General features: G+C 71.5%; 20 protein-coding genes. 10 read left to right on the top strand and 10 right to left on the bottom strand.

Translation table 11 applies throughout. From position 1 onward, the window contains the following. Positions 1-5 precede the first annotated feature (5 nt). Together NLX94_RS32775 and NLX94_RS32770 are read left to right on the top strand one after the other, a co-directional pair. Positions 6-287 (top strand): type II toxin-antitoxin system Phd/YefM family antitoxin, encoded by a 282-nt coding sequence (locus NLX94_RS32775; RefSeq protein WP_254386772.1) that lies wholly within the window; start codon positions 6-8, stop codon positions 285-287. A gap of 3 nt (positions 288-290) precedes the next feature. Then, positions 291-578, top strand: coding sequence for a type II toxin-antitoxin system RelE/ParE family toxin (locus tag NLX94_RS32770; RefSeq protein ID WP_254386771.1), 288 nt, complete (start codon positions 291-293; stop codon positions 576-578). On the opposite strand, the gene NLX94_RS32765 is transcribed toward NLX94_RS32770, so the two are convergent. Further along, positions 564-1007: an ATP-binding protein gene (locus NLX94_RS32765; protein ID WP_254386770.1), complete on the bottom strand. Its 444-nt coding sequence runs from the start codon at positions 1005-1007 to the stop codon at positions 564-566. The genes NLX94_RS32770 and NLX94_RS32765 overlap by 15 nt on opposite strands. A gap of 128 nt (positions 1008-1135) precedes the next feature. On the opposite strand from NLX94_RS32765, the gene NLX94_RS32760 reads away from it, so the two are divergent. From NLX94_RS32760 to NLX94_RS32750, 3 genes are all read left to right on the top strand, one after another. Continuing rightward, the gene (locus tag NLX94_RS32760; RefSeq protein WP_254386769.1) at positions 1136-1981 is read left to right on the top strand and encodes a helix-turn-helix transcriptional regulator; all 846 of its coding nucleotides are present in this window, start codon (positions 1136-1138) and stop codon (positions 1979-1981) included. Next, the gene (locus NLX94_RS32755; protein ID WP_254386768.1) at positions 1978-2223 is read left to right on the top strand and encodes a DUF397 domain-containing protein; all 246 of its coding nucleotides are present in this window, start codon (positions 1978-1980) and stop codon (positions 2221-2223) included. The genes NLX94_RS32760 and NLX94_RS32755 overlap by 4 nt, the downstream gene beginning before the upstream one ends. A 152-nt stretch (positions 2224-2375) precedes the next feature. After that, entirely contained in the window at positions 2376-2906 is a 531-nt protein-coding gene (locus NLX94_RS32750; protein ID WP_254386767.1) for a hypothetical protein, read from the top strand. Here NLX94_RS32750 and NLX94_RS32745 read toward each other — a convergent pair. Beyond that, a complete protein-coding gene (locus tag NLX94_RS32745; protein ID WP_254386766.1) occupies positions 2890-3447 on the bottom strand; it encodes a GNAT family N-acetyltransferase in 558 nt (185 codons plus the stop codon). The two genes, NLX94_RS32750 and NLX94_RS32745, sit on opposite strands and share 17 nt — an antisense overlap. Positions 3448-3534: 87 nt before the next feature. Between NLX94_RS32745 and NLX94_RS32740 the strand changes: the two genes are divergently transcribed. The 3 genes from NLX94_RS32740 to NLX94_RS32730 are packed head-to-tail and all read left to right on the top strand — an operon-like array spanning position 3535 to position 5561. Further along, the gene (locus NLX94_RS32740) at positions 3535-4173 is read left to right on the top strand and encodes a LysE family translocator (protein ID WP_254386765.1); all 639 of its coding nucleotides are present in this window, start codon (positions 3535-3537) and stop codon (positions 4171-4173) included. Positions 4174-4206: 33 nt separating this feature from the next. Continuing rightward, the gene (locus NLX94_RS32735) at positions 4207-5130 is read left to right on the top strand and encodes a sigma-70 family RNA polymerase sigma factor (protein WP_254386849.1); all 924 of its coding nucleotides are present in this window, start codon (positions 4207-4209) and stop codon (positions 5128-5130) included. Between the two features lie 32 nt (positions 5131-5162). After that, a complete protein-coding gene (locus NLX94_RS32730) occupies positions 5163-5561 on the top strand; it encodes a VOC family protein (RefSeq protein WP_254386764.1) in 399 nt (132 codons plus the stop codon). Here NLX94_RS32730 and NLX94_RS32725 read toward each other — a convergent pair. After that, entirely contained in the window at positions 5525-5932 is a 408-nt protein-coding gene (locus tag NLX94_RS32725; protein ID WP_254386763.1) for a helix-turn-helix domain-containing protein, read from the bottom strand. The genes NLX94_RS32730 and NLX94_RS32725 overlap by 37 nt on opposite strands. A 59-nt stretch (positions 5933-5991) precedes the next feature. On the opposite strand from NLX94_RS32725, the gene NLX94_RS32720 reads away from it, so the two are divergent. Next, positions 5992-6672 (top strand): NAD(P)H-binding protein, encoded by a 681-nt coding sequence (locus NLX94_RS32720; RefSeq protein WP_254386762.1) that lies wholly within the window; start codon positions 5992-5994, stop codon positions 6670-6672. Next, entirely contained in the window at positions 6669-7166 is a 498-nt protein-coding gene (locus tag NLX94_RS32715; protein ID WP_254386761.1) for a nitroreductase/quinone reductase family protein, read from the top strand. Before NLX94_RS32720 ends, NLX94_RS32715 begins: the two co-directional genes overlap by 4 nt. A 3-nt stretch (positions 7167-7169) precedes the next feature. On the opposite strand, the gene NLX94_RS32710 is transcribed toward NLX94_RS32715, so the two are convergent. The 7 genes from NLX94_RS32710 to NLX94_RS32680 form a co-directional block, all read right to left on the bottom strand. Next, the gene (locus NLX94_RS32710) at positions 7170-7466 is read right to left on the bottom strand and encodes a hypothetical protein (RefSeq protein WP_254386760.1); all 297 of its coding nucleotides are present in this window, start codon (positions 7464-7466) and stop codon (positions 7170-7172) included. A 156-nt stretch (positions 7467-7622) separates the two neighbouring features. Then, positions 7623-9203, bottom strand: a complete 1581-nt coding sequence (locus NLX94_RS32705) for an APC family permease (RefSeq protein WP_254386759.1) — start codon at positions 9201-9203, stop codon at positions 7623-7625. A 252-nt stretch (positions 9204-9455) separates the two neighbouring features. Further along, on the bottom strand, positions 9456-10922 hold the full coding sequence (locus NLX94_RS32700) for an aldehyde dehydrogenase family protein (RefSeq protein WP_254386758.1): 1467 nt from the start codon (positions 10920-10922) through the stop codon (positions 9456-9458). Continuing rightward, on the bottom strand, positions 10919-12658 hold the full coding sequence (locus tag NLX94_RS32695; protein ID WP_254386757.1) for an amidohydrolase family protein: 1740 nt from the start codon (positions 12656-12658) through the stop codon (positions 10919-10921). The genes NLX94_RS32700 and NLX94_RS32695 overlap by 4 nt, the downstream gene beginning before the upstream one ends. A 709-nt stretch (positions 12659-13367) precedes the next feature. Then, positions 13368-14489, bottom strand: a complete 1122-nt coding sequence (locus NLX94_RS32690) for an LLM class flavin-dependent oxidoreductase (protein ID WP_254386756.1) — start codon at positions 14487-14489, stop codon at positions 13368-13370. A gap of 115 nt (positions 14490-14604) precedes the next feature. Then, a complete protein-coding gene (locus NLX94_RS32685) occupies positions 14605-15390 on the bottom strand; it encodes an SDR family NAD(P)-dependent oxidoreductase (RefSeq protein WP_254386755.1) in 786 nt (261 codons plus the stop codon). A 17-nt stretch (positions 15391-15407) separates the two neighbouring features. Next, positions 15408-16355 (bottom strand): LLM class F420-dependent oxidoreductase, encoded by a 948-nt coding sequence (locus tag NLX94_RS32680; RefSeq protein ID WP_254386754.1) that lies wholly within the window; start codon positions 16353-16355, stop codon positions 15408-15410. Positions 16356-16754 lie beyond the last annotated feature (399 nt).

The following is a 16754-nucleotide window of genomic DNA, read 5'->3' as shown; positions in this document are numbered from 1 at the left end:
GCTGTATGAGTGAGCCTGTGACCGAGTCCCTGGCGGAAGTGCGCGGCCACGTGGCGGACGTCGTGGACCGCGCGCACCGCGAAGGGGTCCCCACGATCATCACGCGCGGCGGCGAGCAGGAAGCCGTCGTGATCGGCATCGAGGAGTACCGGCAGCTCCGCCGGTTCGTGGACGAGGCCGAGGACGCGTGGCTGAACGAACTGGCCGACGAGTCCGAGCGCGCGGGATCGGCGGGGTCCGCCACGCTCGACGAGATGGCCGCCGTCCTGCGTCACGAGGATTGCTGACCGATGGGACCCACCGCCTACGTCGCCCGCCTCACCCCGCACGCCCAGCGTGACCTGCTCGGAGTCCCCCGCCCCGACGCCCTGCGCATCCTGCAGCGGCTCACCGAGTTCCAGACGGCCCTCACGGCGGGGGACACGACGGCCTTCGACACCAGGCCCCTGCACGGGCACCCCGCACGCCGGTGGCTCCGCCTCCACGTCGGCGACTACCAGGCCGTCTACACGATCGAGGACGGCCGGCTCCTCATCTGGGTGCTCGCCTCCGAGCACCACCGCTCAGGGGGCCACTGAAGGCGCCCGCACCGTCAGCTCCGCCCAGACCGTCTTCCCGACCAGCCGGTCCCTGACCCCCCAGTCGGCGGCGACCGCCTCGACGATGCGCATGCCGTAGCCCGCCTCGGCCCCGTACGCGTGCGGCCGGACGGCCGGGCGACGGTCCTGGCGGGCGTCGGACACCTCGATGCGCAGCGCCCCGGGGAGCAGGCTCAGCCGGAGCTCGAAGTCCCGCCCGGGAACCCGCCCGTGGGCCACGGCATTGGCGGCGAGCTCGGCCACGAGCAGCCCGGCGTCCTCCGACAGCCCGGTCCGCTCGGGGATGCCCCAGTCGTGCAGCTCGACGAGCGCCAGCTGCCGCGCCAGGCGGGCGCCGCGCCGGGTGGAGCTGAAACGCTGAGTGAACGTGCGTGCGAGGGCCCGGTCGGCGCCCGAGGGTACGGTCATGGCACCAAACTCCCGTGTGGGCAGGGCCGTTCCCCAGCAAGCGAACCGCTACTTTTCATCTGTACGAGTTCGCGCTCTGGACAGTCGCGGTCACCGACAGTGAACATGGCGCCGGGGAGGTGACCTCCATGGCGAGTGTCGACGACAGCGGTGACGGCGGTGACCACGAGGTCGAGCCCGACGCCGACCTGCGGAACTTCGGCGAGACGGTCAAGGCCTTCAGGAAACGGGCCGGCCTGACCCAGGAGCAACTGCACCCGCTGATCCGGTACTCCGTGCAGTACATCGGGTCGGTGGAGCAGGGGCGACGGCATCCGTCCACGAGGTTCGTGGACCGGGTGGAGGAGGTGTTGGACGCCTTCGGCGTCATCCGCATCGCAGCGAAGCAGTTGACGCGGCGGCGGGGACTGGCGAAGTGGTTCCGGCGGTGGGCGGAGCTGGAGGAGGGGGCGGTGACTCTGAATACGTACGAATCGCGCTCGGTCCCGGGCCTGTTACAGCCGGAGTCCTACGCCCGTGCACTGATCGCCGCAGTACTGCCGCTACCGACGGCGGACGAAACGGAAGCCCGCATCACGGCACGGCTGAAACGGCAGAAGGTGCTGCACCGCACGCCGTACGCGATCTTCAGCTTCATCCTCGACGAGGCGGTGATCGAGCGACAGACAGGCGGCCCAGGGGTGACCGTCGAGCTGATCGACCACCTTCTCGCGTGTGCCCGACTGCCCAATGTCGATCTGCAGATCATGCCTCGGGTCAGCCCCGAACATGCGGGGCTAGGCGGAGCCTTCCAGCTCCTTGAAACGGAGGAAAACGACTGGCTCGGCTACAGCGAGGGACAGCAGATGGGTCAGGTGATCTCGAGCCCGAAAGACGTCAGCCTCCTCCACCAGCGGTATGCCAAACTTCGCATCCAGGCCCTCAATCCAGCGGACAGCGCGGGCCTGTTGATGCGATTGCGAGGTTCCCTGTGAACAGCTCCCGGCTCCGGTGGTTCAAGAGCAGCTACAGCAGCGGCGACGGCGACAGCTGCGTCGAGGTCGCCCTCTCCTGGCACAAGTCCACCTACAGCAGCGGCGACGGCGACGACTGCGTCGAGGTCGCCAGCTGCGCCGACTCCGTCCACATCCGTGACTCGAAGCTGACGACCAGCCCCGAGCTCGCCGTGTCCCCCAGGACCTGGGCCGCGTTCGTGGGCGGGGTCACCGGGCCCTGAGCTGCGGGTACTCCGTACAGTTGGATCTTCAAAGTGCGGAGCATGATGGGGAGTTCAGAGTGAAGTTCGCTGTGCGGGCGACCGTGTGTGCAGTGGCGTTGGTGGCGGCGCTGACCGGCTGCGGGGGTGACGAGGACGCCGCGAATTCGCCCGTGGGCGTTGCCCCTATCGGAGGCGGCGACGGGAAGGGCAAGAAGTCCGGTCCCCTGACCGTGGAGCAGGTCCGGGCGGCGCTGCCGACCAACGAGCAGCTGGGCGACGTCTACGTCGGCGACGACCTGGCGGCGATAGACGGAGAACCGGCGCGCCAGCAGTGCGCCAAGGACACCGGCACCCCGTGCACCGGCCTGGTGGCCGCAGGCCACAAGGAGGCTGCCGCGAGGGGGAACGCGGATGACGACGAGGTCGAGTTCACCCTCTTCTCGTTCGATTCGAAGGAGGCCGCGAGTGCCGCGATGAAGGGCATGGCGGCCAAGACGGCGAGCGGCGACCCCGCACCCGAGCCGACTCGGTTCACCACCGGCGCGGATGAAACCCAGGCGTTCTCCAACGGCAGTTCCGGCACCCGCACCGTCATGCGCGTCGGCACTGTCGTGGCGTACGTCCAGGCGAGCATCTACCACACCGAGAACAGGGACGGCATGTCCGCGCTGCAGGTCGAACTGATCAAGAAGGCCGGCTGACGGAGACGTCGGGCTTCCAGTCGCGGACCAGGAGGCCGAGCAGGACCTCGTCCAGGAACTCGCCCATCACCCACGCCGAGGAGCGCAGCAGGCCCTCGCGGGCGAAGCCGTTGCGCTCGGCGGCGCGGAGCATCGCGACGTTGTCCGCGAGCGTCTCGATCTGCAGCCGGTGCAGGCCGCGTACGACGAAGCCGTAGTGGCACAGGACCTCGACCACCTCGGTGCTGTGGCCCTTGCCCCGGGCGGCCGGCAGCAGCTCGACTCCGATGTGCGCGGACCGGTTGTGGTCGTCGATGCCCCACAGGGTCGCGGCGCCCACCAGCGCACCGCCGCCCTCCAGGTCCACGACGGAGAACTGCACCCGGTCCGGTTCCTTGTCGTCCACCACGAAGGGCAGGGCCTGCGAGCCGGCCTGGAGCGGCCGCCACGGGCGCACCGAGGCCCGCGAAGCGGTGACCACGTCGTCGTGCAGACCGGCGTGCAGGAGGGGAATGTCGTCCTCGTGCCGGGCCCTCAGCCCGATGGTGCTGCCCTTTAGCATGCGAGCTTCCTATCCGACGGCCCCGGCCGCGGCAACCCGTTTGAAATCCCCTTTCCCTCCCACCGCCCGTCCGGAACGATGGACCGCATGGTGTCCACTGACCGGCTGCTGGCGTTCGCCGCCATGTCGCTGCTGCTGATCCTCATTCCCGGGCCGAGCGTGCTCTTCGTCGTCGGGCGGGCGCTGTCCCAGGGGCGGCGGGCCGCGCTGATCACCGTGGCCGGGAACACGCTGGGCGCGTACGCGCTCGTCGTCGCCGTGGCCTTCGGGGTGGGGTCCGTCGTGGAGCGGTCCGTGCTCGTGTTCACGGCGCTCAAGCTCGCGGGTGCCGCGTACCTCGTCTACCTGGGGGTCAAGGCCTTCCGGCAACGGCGCTCGCTGCGGGCGGAGTTCGGTGCGGGCGAGGCCTCATACGGGAACTGGCGGTCGCTGTGGGAGGGCTTCGCCGTCGGGGTGGCCAATCCGAAGACGATCGTGTTCTTCGCCGCCGTCCTGCCGCAGTTCGTGGACCGCGAGCAGGGGCACGTCACCGCCCAGATGCTGCTGCTCGGGCTGGTGTTCAACCTGATCGCCGTGGTCTGCGACAGCGCCTGGGGCCTGGTGGCCGCGACCGCCCGGAACTGGTTCTCGCGCTCGCCGCGGCGGCTCTCCGCCGTGGGCGGGGCCGGCGGGCTCGCGATGATCGGCCTGGGCGTGACCGTAGCCGCTACGGGGCGCAAGGACTGATCCGGGGACGTGACCAAGGACAAGAACATGGACATGGACGCGGCCCCGGAGGGCCAGGGCCCGCTCGCTCTCCGCTTCGAGGAGCACCGCTCCCACCTCCGGGCCGTCGCCTACCGGATGCTCGGGTCGATCGGTGAGGCCGAGGACGCGGTCCAGGAGGGCTGGCTGCGGCTGAGCCGCACCGATGTCAGTGACGTGGAGAACCTCGGCGGCTGGCTGACGACGGTCGTGGCCCGGGTCTGCCTGAACGGGCTGCGGGCCCGCGAGGCCCGCCGCGAGGACTCCCTCGACGCCCGGCTGGACCCGGACTCCGCCGCTCCCCGGATGCCCGACCCCGTCCTGACCCGGGAGGGCGGCGCGGCCGACCCCGAGCAGGAAGTGCTGCTCGCCGATTCGGTCGGGCTGGCGCTGCTCGTGGTGCTCGAATCCCTCGCTCCGGCGGAGCGGCTGGCCTTCGTCCTGCACGACATGTTCTCCGTGCCCTTCGACGAGATCGCCCTGCTGCTCGACCGGACACCGACGGCCACCCGGCAGCTCGCCAGCCGTGCGCGGCGCCGCGTCCAGGGGCGGGCGCCCGTCCCGGATCCGGATCCGGGACGGCAGCGCGAGGCCGTCAGCGCGTTCTTCGCGGCCACCCGCGACGGGGACTTCGACGCGCTGCTGTCCCTGCTCCACCCGGACGTCGTCCTGCGTTCGGACGGCGGCCTGGGGCGGGCGAACCAGTCGGTGGTGCTGACCGGCGCCCGGATCGTGGGCTCGCAGGCGGCCCTCTACAGCGCGCTGGCCCCGTTCGTCCGTCCCGTGCTCGTCAACGGGGCGGCCGGAGTGGTGTGCGTGGTCGAGGGCCGGCTGATGTCGGTGATGGCCTTCACGGTCACCGGTGGCCGGATCACCGCCATCGACGTGCTCACCGATCCCGACCGGCTGGACCTCATCGACCTCGGCCCCCTCCTCTGACGGCCCGGACCCCCGCCCGTACCCTCTCCCCCATGATCGACTCACGCGCGCACGTCCGGATCGCCCGCCCCTCCCTCGATCTGGCCGCCGCCGAGCGGTTCTACGTGGGAGGGCTCGGGCTCGACGTGCAGTGGCGCTCCACGGAGCGGATCTCCGGGCACCACGACCTGCTGATGGTCGGGCCCCGCGGGGGCGGCTGGCACTTCGAGCTGACCCACGACCCGGAGAACCCGGTGGAGCCCTGCCCCACCGTCGAGGACCTCTTCGTGATCTACCTCGGCGAGACCCCCGACGAGGCCCTCGTGGCCCGGCTCGTCGAGCACGGCGGAACCCGTACCCCCGCCCACAACCCGTACTGGGACACCTACGGGGTCACCGTCACCGACCCCGACGGCTACCAGCTCGTACTGTCCTCCCGCACCTGGGGCTGACGCGACCGCCCCTCCTCCCGGGCGTCGAGCAGTTCGTCCCAGTGCTCCCGCGTCCACGCGCACGCCGTGTCCAGGGGGCCCAGCAGTCCCCGCCCGAGCGGGGTGAGGGCGTACTCGACCCGGCGCTCCGGGGTCTCGTACTCCGTGCGCGCCACGAAGCCGTCCCGCTCCAGCCCGCGCAGGGACTGGGTGAGGGACTTGGCGGTGATCCCGCGCAGCGGGACCTTGAGCTCCGAGAAGCGGCGGGGGCCGTCCTGGAGGCAGCGCAGGATCAGCGCGGCCCACTTGTCGCCGATCCGGAACGGCACCAGCGGCGAGGGGCAGACCGGGTCGAACATCTCGGGATCGAGGGGCGGGGGCGGCTGACTCATGATCCACACGGTAGGCCGGTATCCGATCGGTAACCACCCCTCCCCCTAGGGTCCGGAGCATGACGAACCAGGGGAACCAGGGGAACGGAGCGCCGCGCGAACGGCGCAGGATCATCGTCTTCGGCGCCGGCGGGCGCGTCGGCCGGGCCGTCGTCGCCGAGGCGCGGGCGCGGGGGTTCGAGGTGACCGGAGCCGGGCGCGGGGACGGGGACGTCACCTCGGCGGCGGACGTGGCGCGGCTCGCCGCCGGGCACGACGCGGCGGTGGCATCGGTCTACGACCCGGGAGCCGCCCCGGGCACCTTCTTCCCGGCGGCCGCCCGGGCGCTGGCGGCGGGGCTGGGCGGGGCCGGGGTGGGGCGGCTGGTGTCGGTCGGGCTGGCCTCGGTCCTGCCCACGCGGTCCGGGACACCGCTGATGGACACCCCGGGCTACCCGCAGGAGTGGCGGGAGTTCTACGTCGGCCACGGCGCCGGCACCGAAGCCCTGCGGGCGGCCGCCCCGGCGGCCCTGGACTGGGCGGTACTGAGCCCGTCGGGCGACTTCACGCCGGAGGAGGCCGGGACCGGGGCCGGGGCCGAGGCCGGAGCCAGAGCCAGCGCCGGAGCCGCCCCCGGCTACGCCTTCGCGCCCGCGGACGCCGATGCCCGCATCCGGTACGCGGACTTCGCCCGGGCCGTCCTGGACGAGGTGCTGGTCCCGACCGTGCACCGGACGCACGCGGGGGTGGCGGCGGCATGACCGGCACCCCGCCCGCAACGCCCGCGAGCCCCGCGCCCACGGGCCCGGCTCCCACCGACAGCCCGCACCCCTGGGTGGCGGAGCACATCCGCCGCTTCGAGGAGACCGGCGGGGTGCCACGCCCGGGGATCCGCGATCTGCTGCTGACCACCCGGGGGCGCCGCTCCGGGGTGCCGCGGCGCACGGCGCTGGCCTACGTGCCCGCGCCCGAGGGGGACGCGTACGTCCTCACGGCGTCCAACGCGGGGGCCGGGCACCACCCGGCCTGGTACCTGAACCTGAGCGCCGACCCGGCCGTCACCCTCCAGGTCGCCGCCGAGACCTTCCCGGCGCTCGCCCGCCCCGCGACCCCGGCGGAGGCGGAGCGGCTGTGGCCGCTGGTGGTGGCCGCGATGCCCTCGTACGCGGCCTACCGGGACGCGGCGGCCCGGACCGGCGGCCGCGAGGTCCCGCTGGTCCTGGTCACCCGTACGGGCCCCCGTACCGGCGGCTGAACCTCAGGCCTTCACCTTCGGCGGCTTCGGCAGCCCGGAGGAGAGCGCGTTCCCGGCTCCGCCGAGGGAGGCGTCGGCCGACTTCGACGCAGACCCGGCGGCCGAGGCCGTGATCTCCACCGCCGTCTTCGCGTCCTTCACGGCGCCCCCGGGGTGGTCGACGATCTCGCCGACGCGCTGGGTGATCGGGGGCCCCTGGATGGCGGGCTCGTCGGCGGCGTGCGCGACGGCGGGGCTGAGGGCGAGGGCCGCTCCCCCGGACAGGACGAGGGCGGCAAGGCTGCGCTTGATGACGTTCATGCCCCGCCCAACGACCCCGCCGCACCCCGGGTCACCGCTCCCGCCCACTTTGGGACGGGCTGACAACGCCCGCGGCCCCGGATCGGAGGATCGATCCGGGGCCGCGGGCGTGCATGACACAGCGGGTGGGGGTGGGGGCCGCGAGGGCCCCCGGGGTCAGTCCTGGACCACCAGGGACGGGGTGGACTTCGTCAGGACCTCGCCGCGGAAGAAGGCGGGGCTGCGGCGTTCGGTGATGAACATGACCACCAGGCCGAGGGCCAGCAGGCCGACGCCGATGACGAAGACGTTGCCGACGTCGAGGCCGGGGAGGGTGGAGCCGGAGCCGTAGGACGGGTCCCAGGCGTCGTAGAGGGTCTTGAAGAAGACCGAGGCCAGCAGCACGCCGCCCAGGATCGGGAAGACGCCCTTGAAGAACAGGTCGCGGGCGGAGTTGCGCAGGTCCTTGCGGAAGTACCAGACGCAGGCGAAGGCCGTCAGCGAGTAGTAGAAGCAGATCATCAGGCCGAGCGCGAAGATCGTGTCGGTCAGGACGTTCTCGCTGACCAGGGTCATCACCGTGTAGAAGGCACCGGTGGCGGCACCCGCCATGATCGTGGCGCGGCCGGGGGTCTTGAACTTCGGGTGGACCTTGGCGTAGGAGGGCGGCAGCGCCTCGTACGTGGACATGGCCAGGACCGTGCGGGCCACCGGGATGAAGGTGGTCTGCAGGGAGGCGGCCGCGGAGGCCAGCACCGCGATGAAGAGCAGGACGCCGAGGGCCGGGCCCATGACCGGGCCGGCGAGGGCGGCGAAGACGTTGCCGGAGGTCTCCTCGTTGGCGAGGCCGAGGCCTTCGCCGCCGGAGCCGACGGCCATCTGGGCGGCGATGCCGGTGGCCAGGTAGGAGCCGACGAGGACGACCATCGCGATGAGCGAGGCGCGGCCGGGGGTCTTCGTGGAGCCGGTGGTCTCCTCGTTGGTGGCCAGGCAGGCGTCCCAGCCCCAGTACATGAAGATCGAGAGCGAGAGTCCGGCGGTGAAGGCCGCCATGGACTCGACCGCGAAGGGGTTCATCCAGGACCAGGAGAAGTCCAGGCCGGTGTCGAAGGTGCCCGCCGAGGCCTTCTGGAAGGCCATCGCGACGAAGATGGCGAGGACCGCGAGCTGGAGGCCGACGAGCGCGTACTGGACGCCCTTGGTGGCCGTCATGCCGCGGTAGCTGATGGCGGTCGCGGCGGCGATCAGGGTGAGGCAGGTGACGATGTGGACGAGCTTGTTGTCGTCCAGGGCGGCTATGGACTCGCTGCCCGTGACCTCGCCGGCCAGCAGCCAGAAGTAGGAAGTGGCGACGCCGGCCAGGTTGGAGAGCACGATGATCGTGGCGATCACCAGGCCCCAGCCGCACATCCAGCCGATCCGCGGGCCGAAGGCCTTCACGGTCCAGGTGAAGGAGGTGCCGCAGTCCGGCATGGCCTTGTTGAGCTCGCGGTACGCGAAGGCGACCAGGAGCATCGGGAGGAAGCCCGCCAGGAAGATCGCCGGCATCTGCATGCCGACCTCGCCGGCGGTGGAGCCGAGGGTCGAGGTCAGGCAGTAGACGGGGGCAACGGTGGAGATGCCGATGACGGCGCTTCCCAGGAGGCCGACGGACCCCTTGCCGAGACCCTTGCCGCGCACATCACCCTCGGAGCCACCCAGGGGGGTGGCTCCGCTTACCGTGTCTCCGACCTGGGGCCGGGCGTCCAGCTGTGTCATACGTCAGGACGTTAGACGCTGCGTTTTCCACATCCGGAGGACTTTGGTCCGCAAGCCCACACGTCCAAGGCCCTTGGAATCTCGAGATCGAGACTCTTAACGAGGACGTAATGGAAGGTTCACAGGCCTGCCGATCATCGTTTCGGCAGGCCTGAACCAAACATTTCACTATGCGGAAACCGCAGCACTGTCCGTTTTGACCGGTTTCAAACTTTCCAGGTCAACTTTTGGTCAAGGCCATACGGTTTTCGGTCAAGCCCACACGATCGACTGCATCTCGCTGTAGGCGTGCAGGGCGTACGAGCCCACGTCCCGCCCCACCCCCGAGCGCTTGAAGCCGCCGAACGGCGCCTCCATGTTCCGCCCGATGGTGTTGACGCCGACCCCGCCCGCCCGCAGCCGCCGCGCCACCCGGAAGGCGCGCGCCGCGTCCGCGGACCACACGTAGCTGATCAGGCCGAAGTCGCTGTCGTTGGCGAGCGCCACCGCCTCGTCCTCGTCCCCGTCGAAGGGGACCACCACGACCACCGGCCCGAAGATCTCCTCCCGGACCACGCGCATGTCGTTGGTGCAGTCGACGAGCAGGGTCGGAGCCACGTAGAAGCCCTTCCCCTCCGTACCGACCACCGGGCGCTCGCCGCCGAAGGCGATCCGGGCCCCCTCCTTGCGGCCCAGCTCGACGTACGACTCCACGCGGTCCCGGTGCGCCGCCGAGATGACGGGGCCCACCACCGTGCCGCGCACCGCCGGATCCCCGACCTTCATGAAGGCCAGGTAGCCCTGCAGCTTCTCCACCAGCTGGTCGTACACCGACCGGTGGACGATCACCCGGGTCGGCGCCGTGCAGATCTGCCCGGAGTAGAAGGAGAAGGTGGTGCCGATCCCCATCACCGCCTGGTCCAGGTCGGCGTCGGCGAGCACGATCGCCGCGCCCTTGCCGCCCAGCTCCATCAGCTGCCGCTTCATCGTGCGGCCGCACACCTCGGCGATGCGCTGCCCGACCCCCGTGGAACCGGTGAAGGACACCATGTCCACGTCCGGGGAGTCCACGGCCGCCTCGCCCACCTCCACCGAGGTGCCGGAGACCACGTTCACCACGCCCGCCGGGACCCCGGCCTCGTGCAGCGCCTCCGCCATCCGGAACACCGACAGCGGGTCCTGCGGGGCCGGCTTGACCACCACCGTGTTGCCCATGGCCAGCGCCGGGGCCACCTTGCCCGCCGGATTGGCCCACGGGTTGTTGTACGAGGTGATGCAGGTGACGACCCCGACCGGCTGGCGCACCTCCAGCGCCCCGAGGATGCTCGCCGCGCCCATCGGGCCCGCGTCGGTGACCTGCGGCGGCAGCCCGCGCTCGACCGGTTCCAGGGCGCCCTTCGCGTACCGGCGGAAGCGGGACACGCCCACCCCGACCTGCATGCCGCGCGCGATCCCCGTGGGGGCGCCCGTCTCGGCCTGGGCCAGCGCCGCCCACGGCTCGTACTCGCGCTGGATGATGTCGGCGGCCCGGTCCAGGATCGCCGCCCGCTCCTCCGGCTTCGTCCGGGACCAGCCCTCGAAGGCCGCGGCCGCGGCGCGGGCCGCGTCCTCGACCTGGCCGCGCGAGGCCTCGGGGGCCAGGCCGACGACGGATTCGTCGGCCGGGTTGACCACCTCGTAGTGCCCGCCGGCCGGCTCGACCCACTCGCCGCCGATGAAGAGCTTCTGCGCACTGGTCACCTGGTGCTCACCGTCCTCGTGTCCCGGCCCGAACGGAGCACGATCCCGGGGATCGCCCCCGTGACCTCGTCGTCGCGGATGGTCTCCACGCCGTTGACGCGTACGGAGACCATGCCGATCGCCCGCGCGTCCAGCCGCGGGCTGTCCCCGGGCAGGTCGTGCACGAGCGTGGCCGGTCCCGCCTCGATCCGCTCCGGGTCGAAGAGCACCAGGTCCGCGTGGAACCCCTCCTCGATCCGGCCGCGCTCGCGCAGCCCGAACAGCTGGGCCGGGTCGTCGGTGAGCATCCGTACCGCCTGCTCCAGCGGCACCAGCTTGCGGCCGCGCAGGCAGTCCCCGAGGAACCGGGTCGTGTACGGGGCCCCGCACATCCGGTCCAGGTGGGCGCCGGCGTCGGAGCCGCCGAGCATGACGTCCTCGTGCTGCCAGGTCTCGGCGCGCAGCGCCCAGCTCGCCGGGTCGTTGTCGGTCGGCATGGGCCAGAGCACCGTACGCAGGTCGTCGTTGGCGCAGATCTCCACCAGGCACTGGAAGGCGTCCTGGCCGCGCTCGGCCGCGATGTCGTTGACCACGCGGCCGGACAGGCCCGCGTTGGCCTCGCTGTAGGTGTCGCCGATGACGTAGCGGCCGAAGTTGGCCAGCCGCCGGAAGACGCCGGCCTCCTTGCTGGCCGCGCGGCGCAGCATCTCGGCGCGCACCTCGGCGTCGCGCAGCTTCGCGATGCGCTCGGGGACGGGCAGGCCCAGGATCTCGCCCCAGCCGGGGATGAGGTTGAGGGCGCAGAAGGTGCCGAGCGACATGTTCATGGGGGTCAGGATCGGCATCGTCAGCGCGACGATGCGGCCGCCGGCCTTGCGGGCGCGCTCGCTGGGGATCAGCTGGCGCGGCACGCGCTCGGGGACGGAGGCGTCGATGGTGAGCACGTTCCAGTTCAGGGGCCGGCCGGCGGCCGCGCTCATCTCGACGAAGAGGTCGATCTCCTCGTCCGCGAACTGGTCGAGGCAGCCCGCGACGATGGCTTCGAGCTGGGTGCCCTCGTGCTCGGACACCGCGCGGGAGAGGGCGAGCAGCTCCTCCGGCTTGGCGTGCCGGGAGGCGACGGGGGCGCCGGAGCCGTCGGAGTGGGTGGAGGACTGGGTGGTCGACAGGCCCCAGGCGCCGGCGTTCATGGCGTCGTGGAACAGGTCGAGCATCGCCTGCATCTGCTCCTCGGTGGGCTGGCCTCCGACGGCGTCCTCGCCCATGACGTGCCGGCGCAGCGCGCAGTGGCCGACCATGAAGCCGGCGTTGACGGCGATGCGGCCGTCGAGGGCGTCGAGGTACTCGCCGAAGGTGGACCAGGTCCAGTCGACGCCCTCTTCGAGGGCCTTGAGCGCCATGCCCTCGACCTTGCTCATCATGCGGCGGGTGTAGTCGGCGTCTTCCGGGCGGGCCGGGTTGAGGGGGGCCAGGGTGAATCCGCAGTTGCCGCCCGCGACGGTGGTCACTCCGTGGTTCATGGAGGGGGTCGCGTAGGGGTCCCAGAAGAGCTGGGCGTCGTAGTGCGTGTGGGGGTCGATGAACCCGGGGGTGAGGACGAGACCGGTTGCGTCCTCGCTGGTGGTTGCGGGTTCGGTGATCGTCCCCGGCTCGGCGATGACGGCTATCCGCCCGTCGCGCAGGCCGACATCCGCGATGCGGGCGGGGGCGCCGGTCCCGTCCACGACGGTGGCGCCCTTGATCAGGTGGTCGAGCATGACGTCCTCTCTGCCGGTGTTCGCATTGCGCGCCGTCTCCTGGGGCTCCGCCCCAGACCCCGCTCCTCAAACGCCGGAGGGGCTGGATTTCCCAGACCCCCGGCGATCACGTGCCGGCCGGATTTTCCGGACCGCCCGCGGCCACGTATCGGCCGGATTCTCCGGACCTCCCGTGGCCACGTACCGGCAGATTCTCCGGACCTCCCGCGGCCACGTACCGACGGATTTCCCGCACCGCCCGTGGCCACGTACCGGCCGGATTTCCCGCACCGCCCGTGGCCACGTACCGGCCGGAATTTCCGGACCTCCCGCGATCACGTACCGGCCGGGTTCCCCGGACCGGCCACGATCACGTGCGGACCGGCGCCAGCCGGATCCAGCCCCTCCGGCGTTTGAGGAGCGGGGGTCCGGGGGCCGGCCCCCGGCAGCGGCGCCGCGCGTTCCGGGCCGCCGTCGGCCGAATCCAGCCCCGCCGGCGTTTGAGGCGCCGCCGGAGGCACGGGGGCCGCGCCCACGAGCGGGGCTCAGCCGGATCCAGCCCCTCCGGCGTTTGAGGAGCGGGGGTCCGGGGGCTGGTCCCCGGGAGCGGGACCGCAGGTCAGTGCCCCGGTCGGAGCCCGCCGCGGCGGCCGCGGCCACGGCATGACTCCGGCCGGGGCCGGTTCGGGGCGGCGGTCCGGGAAGACGCCGCCCCCGTTCCCCCGCGGGGCTACGCGCCTTCGCGGAAGCGCGTGGTGCGGTGCACCGGGTCCGTGTCGATGTGCGGGATGACGTGCTCGCCGATGAGCTTGATGGTGGTCATCGTGTCCTCGGGCGAGACCCCGGTCGGCAGGCCGAAGGAGAGCTGGTCGGCGCCGGCCTCCTCCCACCGCTTGCACTGCGCGCGGACCTCGGACGGGTCACCGCAGATGAGCAGCTCCTCCTCGATCAGCAGCTCGACGATCTCCGCGTTGTACTCGGGGAGGATCTCGGGCCACTCGGGGATGATCTCGGGGCGCGGGAAGGTGTCGTGGTAGCGGAAGACCAGCGACTGGAAGCGGTTCATGTTGGCGTTGACGGCGATCTCGACGGCCTTGTCGTGGGTCTCGGCGCAGATCGCGGTCGAGGTGACCATGACGTTGTCGTTGACGAAGGCGCCGATGGCCTTCGCCTCCTGGATCGCGGTCTTGTACTGGTCCAGGACCCAGGCCATGTCGGAGACCTTCTGGACGCTGAAGCCGAGGACGCCGAGGCCCTTCTTGGCCGCCATGGCGTACGAGGCCGGGGAGCCGGCGGCGTACCACATGGCCGGGTGGGCCTTGCCGTACGGCTTGGGGAAGATCTTGCGCGGCGGGAGCGACCAGTGCTTGCCCTGGAACCCCTCGTACTCCTCCTGGAGGAACATCTTGGGGAACTCGGCGATGGTCTCTTCCCAGATCTCCTTGGTGCCGTTCATGTCCTCGATGCCGGGAAGGAAGCCGAGGATCTCGTGGCTGCCGGCGCCGCGGCCGGTGCCGAACTCGAAGCGCCCCTTGGAGAGGTGGTCGAGCATGGTCACCTTCTCGGCCACCTTGACCGGGTGGTTGACCGGGGCGAGCGGGTTGAAGATGCCGGAGCCGAGGTGGATGCGCTCGGTGGCGTGAGCGAGGTACCCGAGGAACACCTCGTTCGCCGAAAGGTGCGAGTACTCCTCCAGGAAGTGGTGCTCGGAGGCCCAGGCGTACTTGAACCCGGACTTGTCCGCCTGGATGACGTACTCGGTCTCCTCGATCAGCGCCTTGTGCTCTGCCTCGGGGTCGACCTTGGACCGTGCCTCAGGCACGTATCCCTGCACAAAGAGCCCGAATTCCAAGGGGATTCACCGTCCTTCTGTTTCTGACGTTGCGTCAGATTCGATGTCACGACTGTTCCACCGCGAGGGCGGGAGCGTCAATACCTGACACTCCATCAGATACGCTCGGGCCGGGCTAGAGGACGCTGACCCCCGCCATCCAGCCGCCGTCGATCACGAACGGCTGGCCGGTGATGTACGAGGAGTCCTCGCTGGTCAGGAACAGCGCCAGCTTGGCTATCTCCTCCGGCTGGCCCACCCGGCCCATCGGCACCACGCGCTGGTACAGCTCCGCCATGGCGTCCCGGGCTTCCTGGGGCAGGTCCGCCGGGTTCGTGTTCCCCGGGGTGGCCATCGCGGTGTCCACCGCCCCCGGGCACATCGCGTTGACCCGGATGTTCTTCGCGGCCAGCTCCAGTGCCGCCACCCGGGTCAGGCCGAGGATCGCCGCCTTGGTCGCCGCGTAGGTGCCCACGTACGCCATGCCCGTCAGGCCCGTGTACGAGGAGGTGTTGACGATCGTGCCGCCGCCGGCCGCCTCGATCTCCGGGGCCACCGACTTGATGCCGAGGAAGGCACCGACCTGGTTGACCTGCACCACCTGCTGGAACTCCTCCAGCGGGGTCGCGGTCAGCTCGTTGAAGCGCAGGATGCCCGCGTTGTTGACCAGGCCGTTGATCTCCCCGAAGGACTCCTTCGCCGCCGCGATGGCGGCCGCCCAGTCCTCCTCACGGCTCACGTCCATCCGTACGTACCGGGCCCGGTCCTCGCCGATCTCCTTCGCGACCGCCGCGCCCTGCTCGTCCAGCACGTCACCCAGGAGCACCTTGGCGCCCTCCGCGGCGAAGAGCCGCGCCTCCTGCTCGCCCTGCCCGCGCGCGGCACCGGTGATGATGACCACGCGTCCGTCCAGCTTGCCCATGCCGTACCCCTAAGTCGCTAGTCGTTGAGGAGGGGGCCCACTTCGGACCCGAAAGCGGCGATCTGGTCGATGAGTTCGGCCCGGTCGCGGTTGCGGAAGCGGACCTGGATCTGGTCGATGCCGATCGCCTTGTACGCGCGCAGCGACTCGGCGAGCGCCTCCGCCTTGCCGGTCAGGGTCCTGCGGCCGGTGTCCCAGCCGGGCTCGCCGACGTACAGCGGGGCGGTGATCGCGCCGAACTCCACGGGCCCGGTGACCCCGGCCTCGGCGCGCAGCTCCTTGATCCGGGCGATCTGCGCCGGGAGCTTGTCGAGCGGGTCGCCCTGCGGCAGCCAGCCGTCGCCGCGCACGGCGGCCCGGCGGACGGCGGCGGGCGAGGAGCCGCCCACCCAGACCGGGATCCGGGGCTGGACGGGGCGGGGCAGCTGGCCGAGGTCCTTGAAGGAGAACAGCTCGCCCTCGAACTCCGGGTACTCCTCGGGGCCGAGGGCGGCGCGCAGCGCGTCGAGGGTCTCGTCGAGGACGGCCCCGCGGCGCGCGAAGTCCACGCCGAGCACCTCGAACTCCTCCTTCACGTGCCCGGCGCCGACGCCGAGGATCAGCCGGCCGCCGGAGAGGTGGTCGACGGTGGCGTACTGCTTGGCGCTGAGCAGCGGGTGGCGCAGGCCCAGGATGGCGACGTGGCTGAGCAGCCGCACGTTCTCGGTGATCCCGGCCAGGAAGGAGAGGGTGGCGATCGGGTCGTACCAGATGGTGCTCATGGGGCCGGCCATGTGCCGCGGGATGGCCACGTGGTCGCAGGTGGCGACGTAGCCGAAGCCGGCCCGGTCGGCCGCGCGGGCGACCGCGGCGAGATCGGCCGCGCCGGCCGTCGCCTCCCAGGGCTCGGCGTAGATGGTGCTCTGCGACTGGATCGGGAGCTGCATCCCGTAGACCAGCCGACCTTCTGGAAACACGCGCGCCATGGGCCGTACCCGCCTCGTCCTCGACTGCCGATTCGTCATACCGGTGCGGGGCCATCGTCGTAGCTGACGGGTCGTCAGGCAAGGGGTGGGCGGAATGCCGCGCACGGGAGCGGATTCGGGGCCGGTGGGATCCGGCGGTCCGCGCATCACGGATCGGCGAAGACGGCGCATCGCCCGGGCCTTCGTCGGATAATCGTGTGCATGTCACACAGCGAAGGCGATGCCCGGGGACCCGAAGGCCCGCCGCCGGAGCGGCCGCCGCACCCCCCTGCACACCCGCCCGCGCCGCCGGCCGCGCCGCCGCACGTGCCGGCCGCGCCGCCGCCGCAGGGCCCTCCACCGGGGTGGCGGCCCGAGGGGGGCCCGCCGTACGTTCCACCGCCGCGGCAAGGTCCGCCG

This window comes from Streptomyces sp. TBY4 (assembly GCF_024213195.1).
Classification (GTDB): Bacteria; Actinomycetota; Actinomycetes; order Streptomycetales; family Streptomycetaceae; genus Streptomyces.
The sequence above is the reverse complement of the archived record's forward strand: the minus strand, read 5'-3'. Positions and strand labels throughout refer to the sequence as shown.

Excerpts from the sequence above, each read along its gene's own strand:
- NLX94_RS32775 (WP_254386772.1), top strand. The coding sequence starts at position 6 with ATGAGTGAGCCTGTGACCGAGTCCCTGGCGGAAGTGCGCGGCCACGTG.
- NLX94_RS32770 (WP_254386771.1), top strand. The coding sequence starts at position 291 with ATGGGACCCACCGCCTACGTCGCCCGCCTCACCCCGCACGCCCAGCGT.
- NLX94_RS32765 (WP_254386770.1), bottom strand. The coding sequence starts at position 1,007 with ATGACCGTACCCTCGGGCGCCGACCGGGCCCTCGCACGCACGTTCACT.
- NLX94_RS32760 (WP_254386769.1), top strand. The coding sequence starts at position 1,136 with ATGGCGAGTGTCGACGACAGCGGTGACGGCGGTGACCACGAGGTCGAG.
- NLX94_RS32745 (WP_254386766.1), bottom strand. The coding sequence starts at position 3,447 with ATGCTAAAGGGCAGCACCATCGGGCTGAGGGCCCGGCACGAGGACGAC.
- NLX94_RS32740 (WP_254386765.1), top strand. The coding sequence starts at position 3,535 with ATGGTGTCCACTGACCGGCTGCTGGCGTTCGCCGCCATGTCGCTGCTG.
- NLX94_RS32735 (WP_254386849.1), top strand. The coding sequence starts at position 4,207 with ATGGACGCGGCCCCGGAGGGCCAGGGCCCGCTCGCTCTCCGCTTCGAG.
- NLX94_RS32730 (WP_254386764.1), top strand. The coding sequence starts at position 5,163 with ATGATCGACTCACGCGCGCACGTCCGGATCGCCCGCCCCTCCCTCGAT.
- NLX94_RS32725 (WP_254386763.1), bottom strand. The coding sequence starts at position 5,932 with ATGAGTCAGCCGCCCCCGCCCCTCGATCCCGAGATGTTCGACCCGGTC.
- NLX94_RS32720 (WP_254386762.1), top strand. The coding sequence starts at position 5,992 with ATGACGAACCAGGGGAACCAGGGGAACGGAGCGCCGCGCGAACGGCGC.
- NLX94_RS32715 (WP_254386761.1), top strand. The coding sequence starts at position 6,669 with ATGACCGGCACCCCGCCCGCAACGCCCGCGAGCCCCGCGCCCACGGGC.
- NLX94_RS32710 (WP_254386760.1), bottom strand. The coding sequence starts at position 7,466 with ATGAACGTCATCAAGCGCAGCCTTGCCGCCCTCGTCCTGTCCGGGGGA.
- NLX94_RS32705 (WP_254386759.1), bottom strand. The coding sequence starts at position 9,203 with ATGACACAGCTGGACGCCCGGCCCCAGGTCGGAGACACGGTAAGCGGA.
- NLX94_RS32695 (WP_254386757.1), bottom strand. The coding sequence starts at position 12,658 with ATGCTCGACCACCTGATCAAGGGCGCCACCGTCGTGGACGGGACCGGC.
- NLX94_RS32685 (WP_254386755.1), bottom strand. The coding sequence starts at position 15,390 with ATGGGCAAGCTGGACGGACGCGTGGTCATCATCACCGGTGCCGCGCGC.
- NLX94_RS32680 (WP_254386754.1), bottom strand. The coding sequence starts at position 16,355 with ATGGCGCGCGTGTTTCCAGAAGGTCGGCTGGTCTACGGGATGCAGCTC.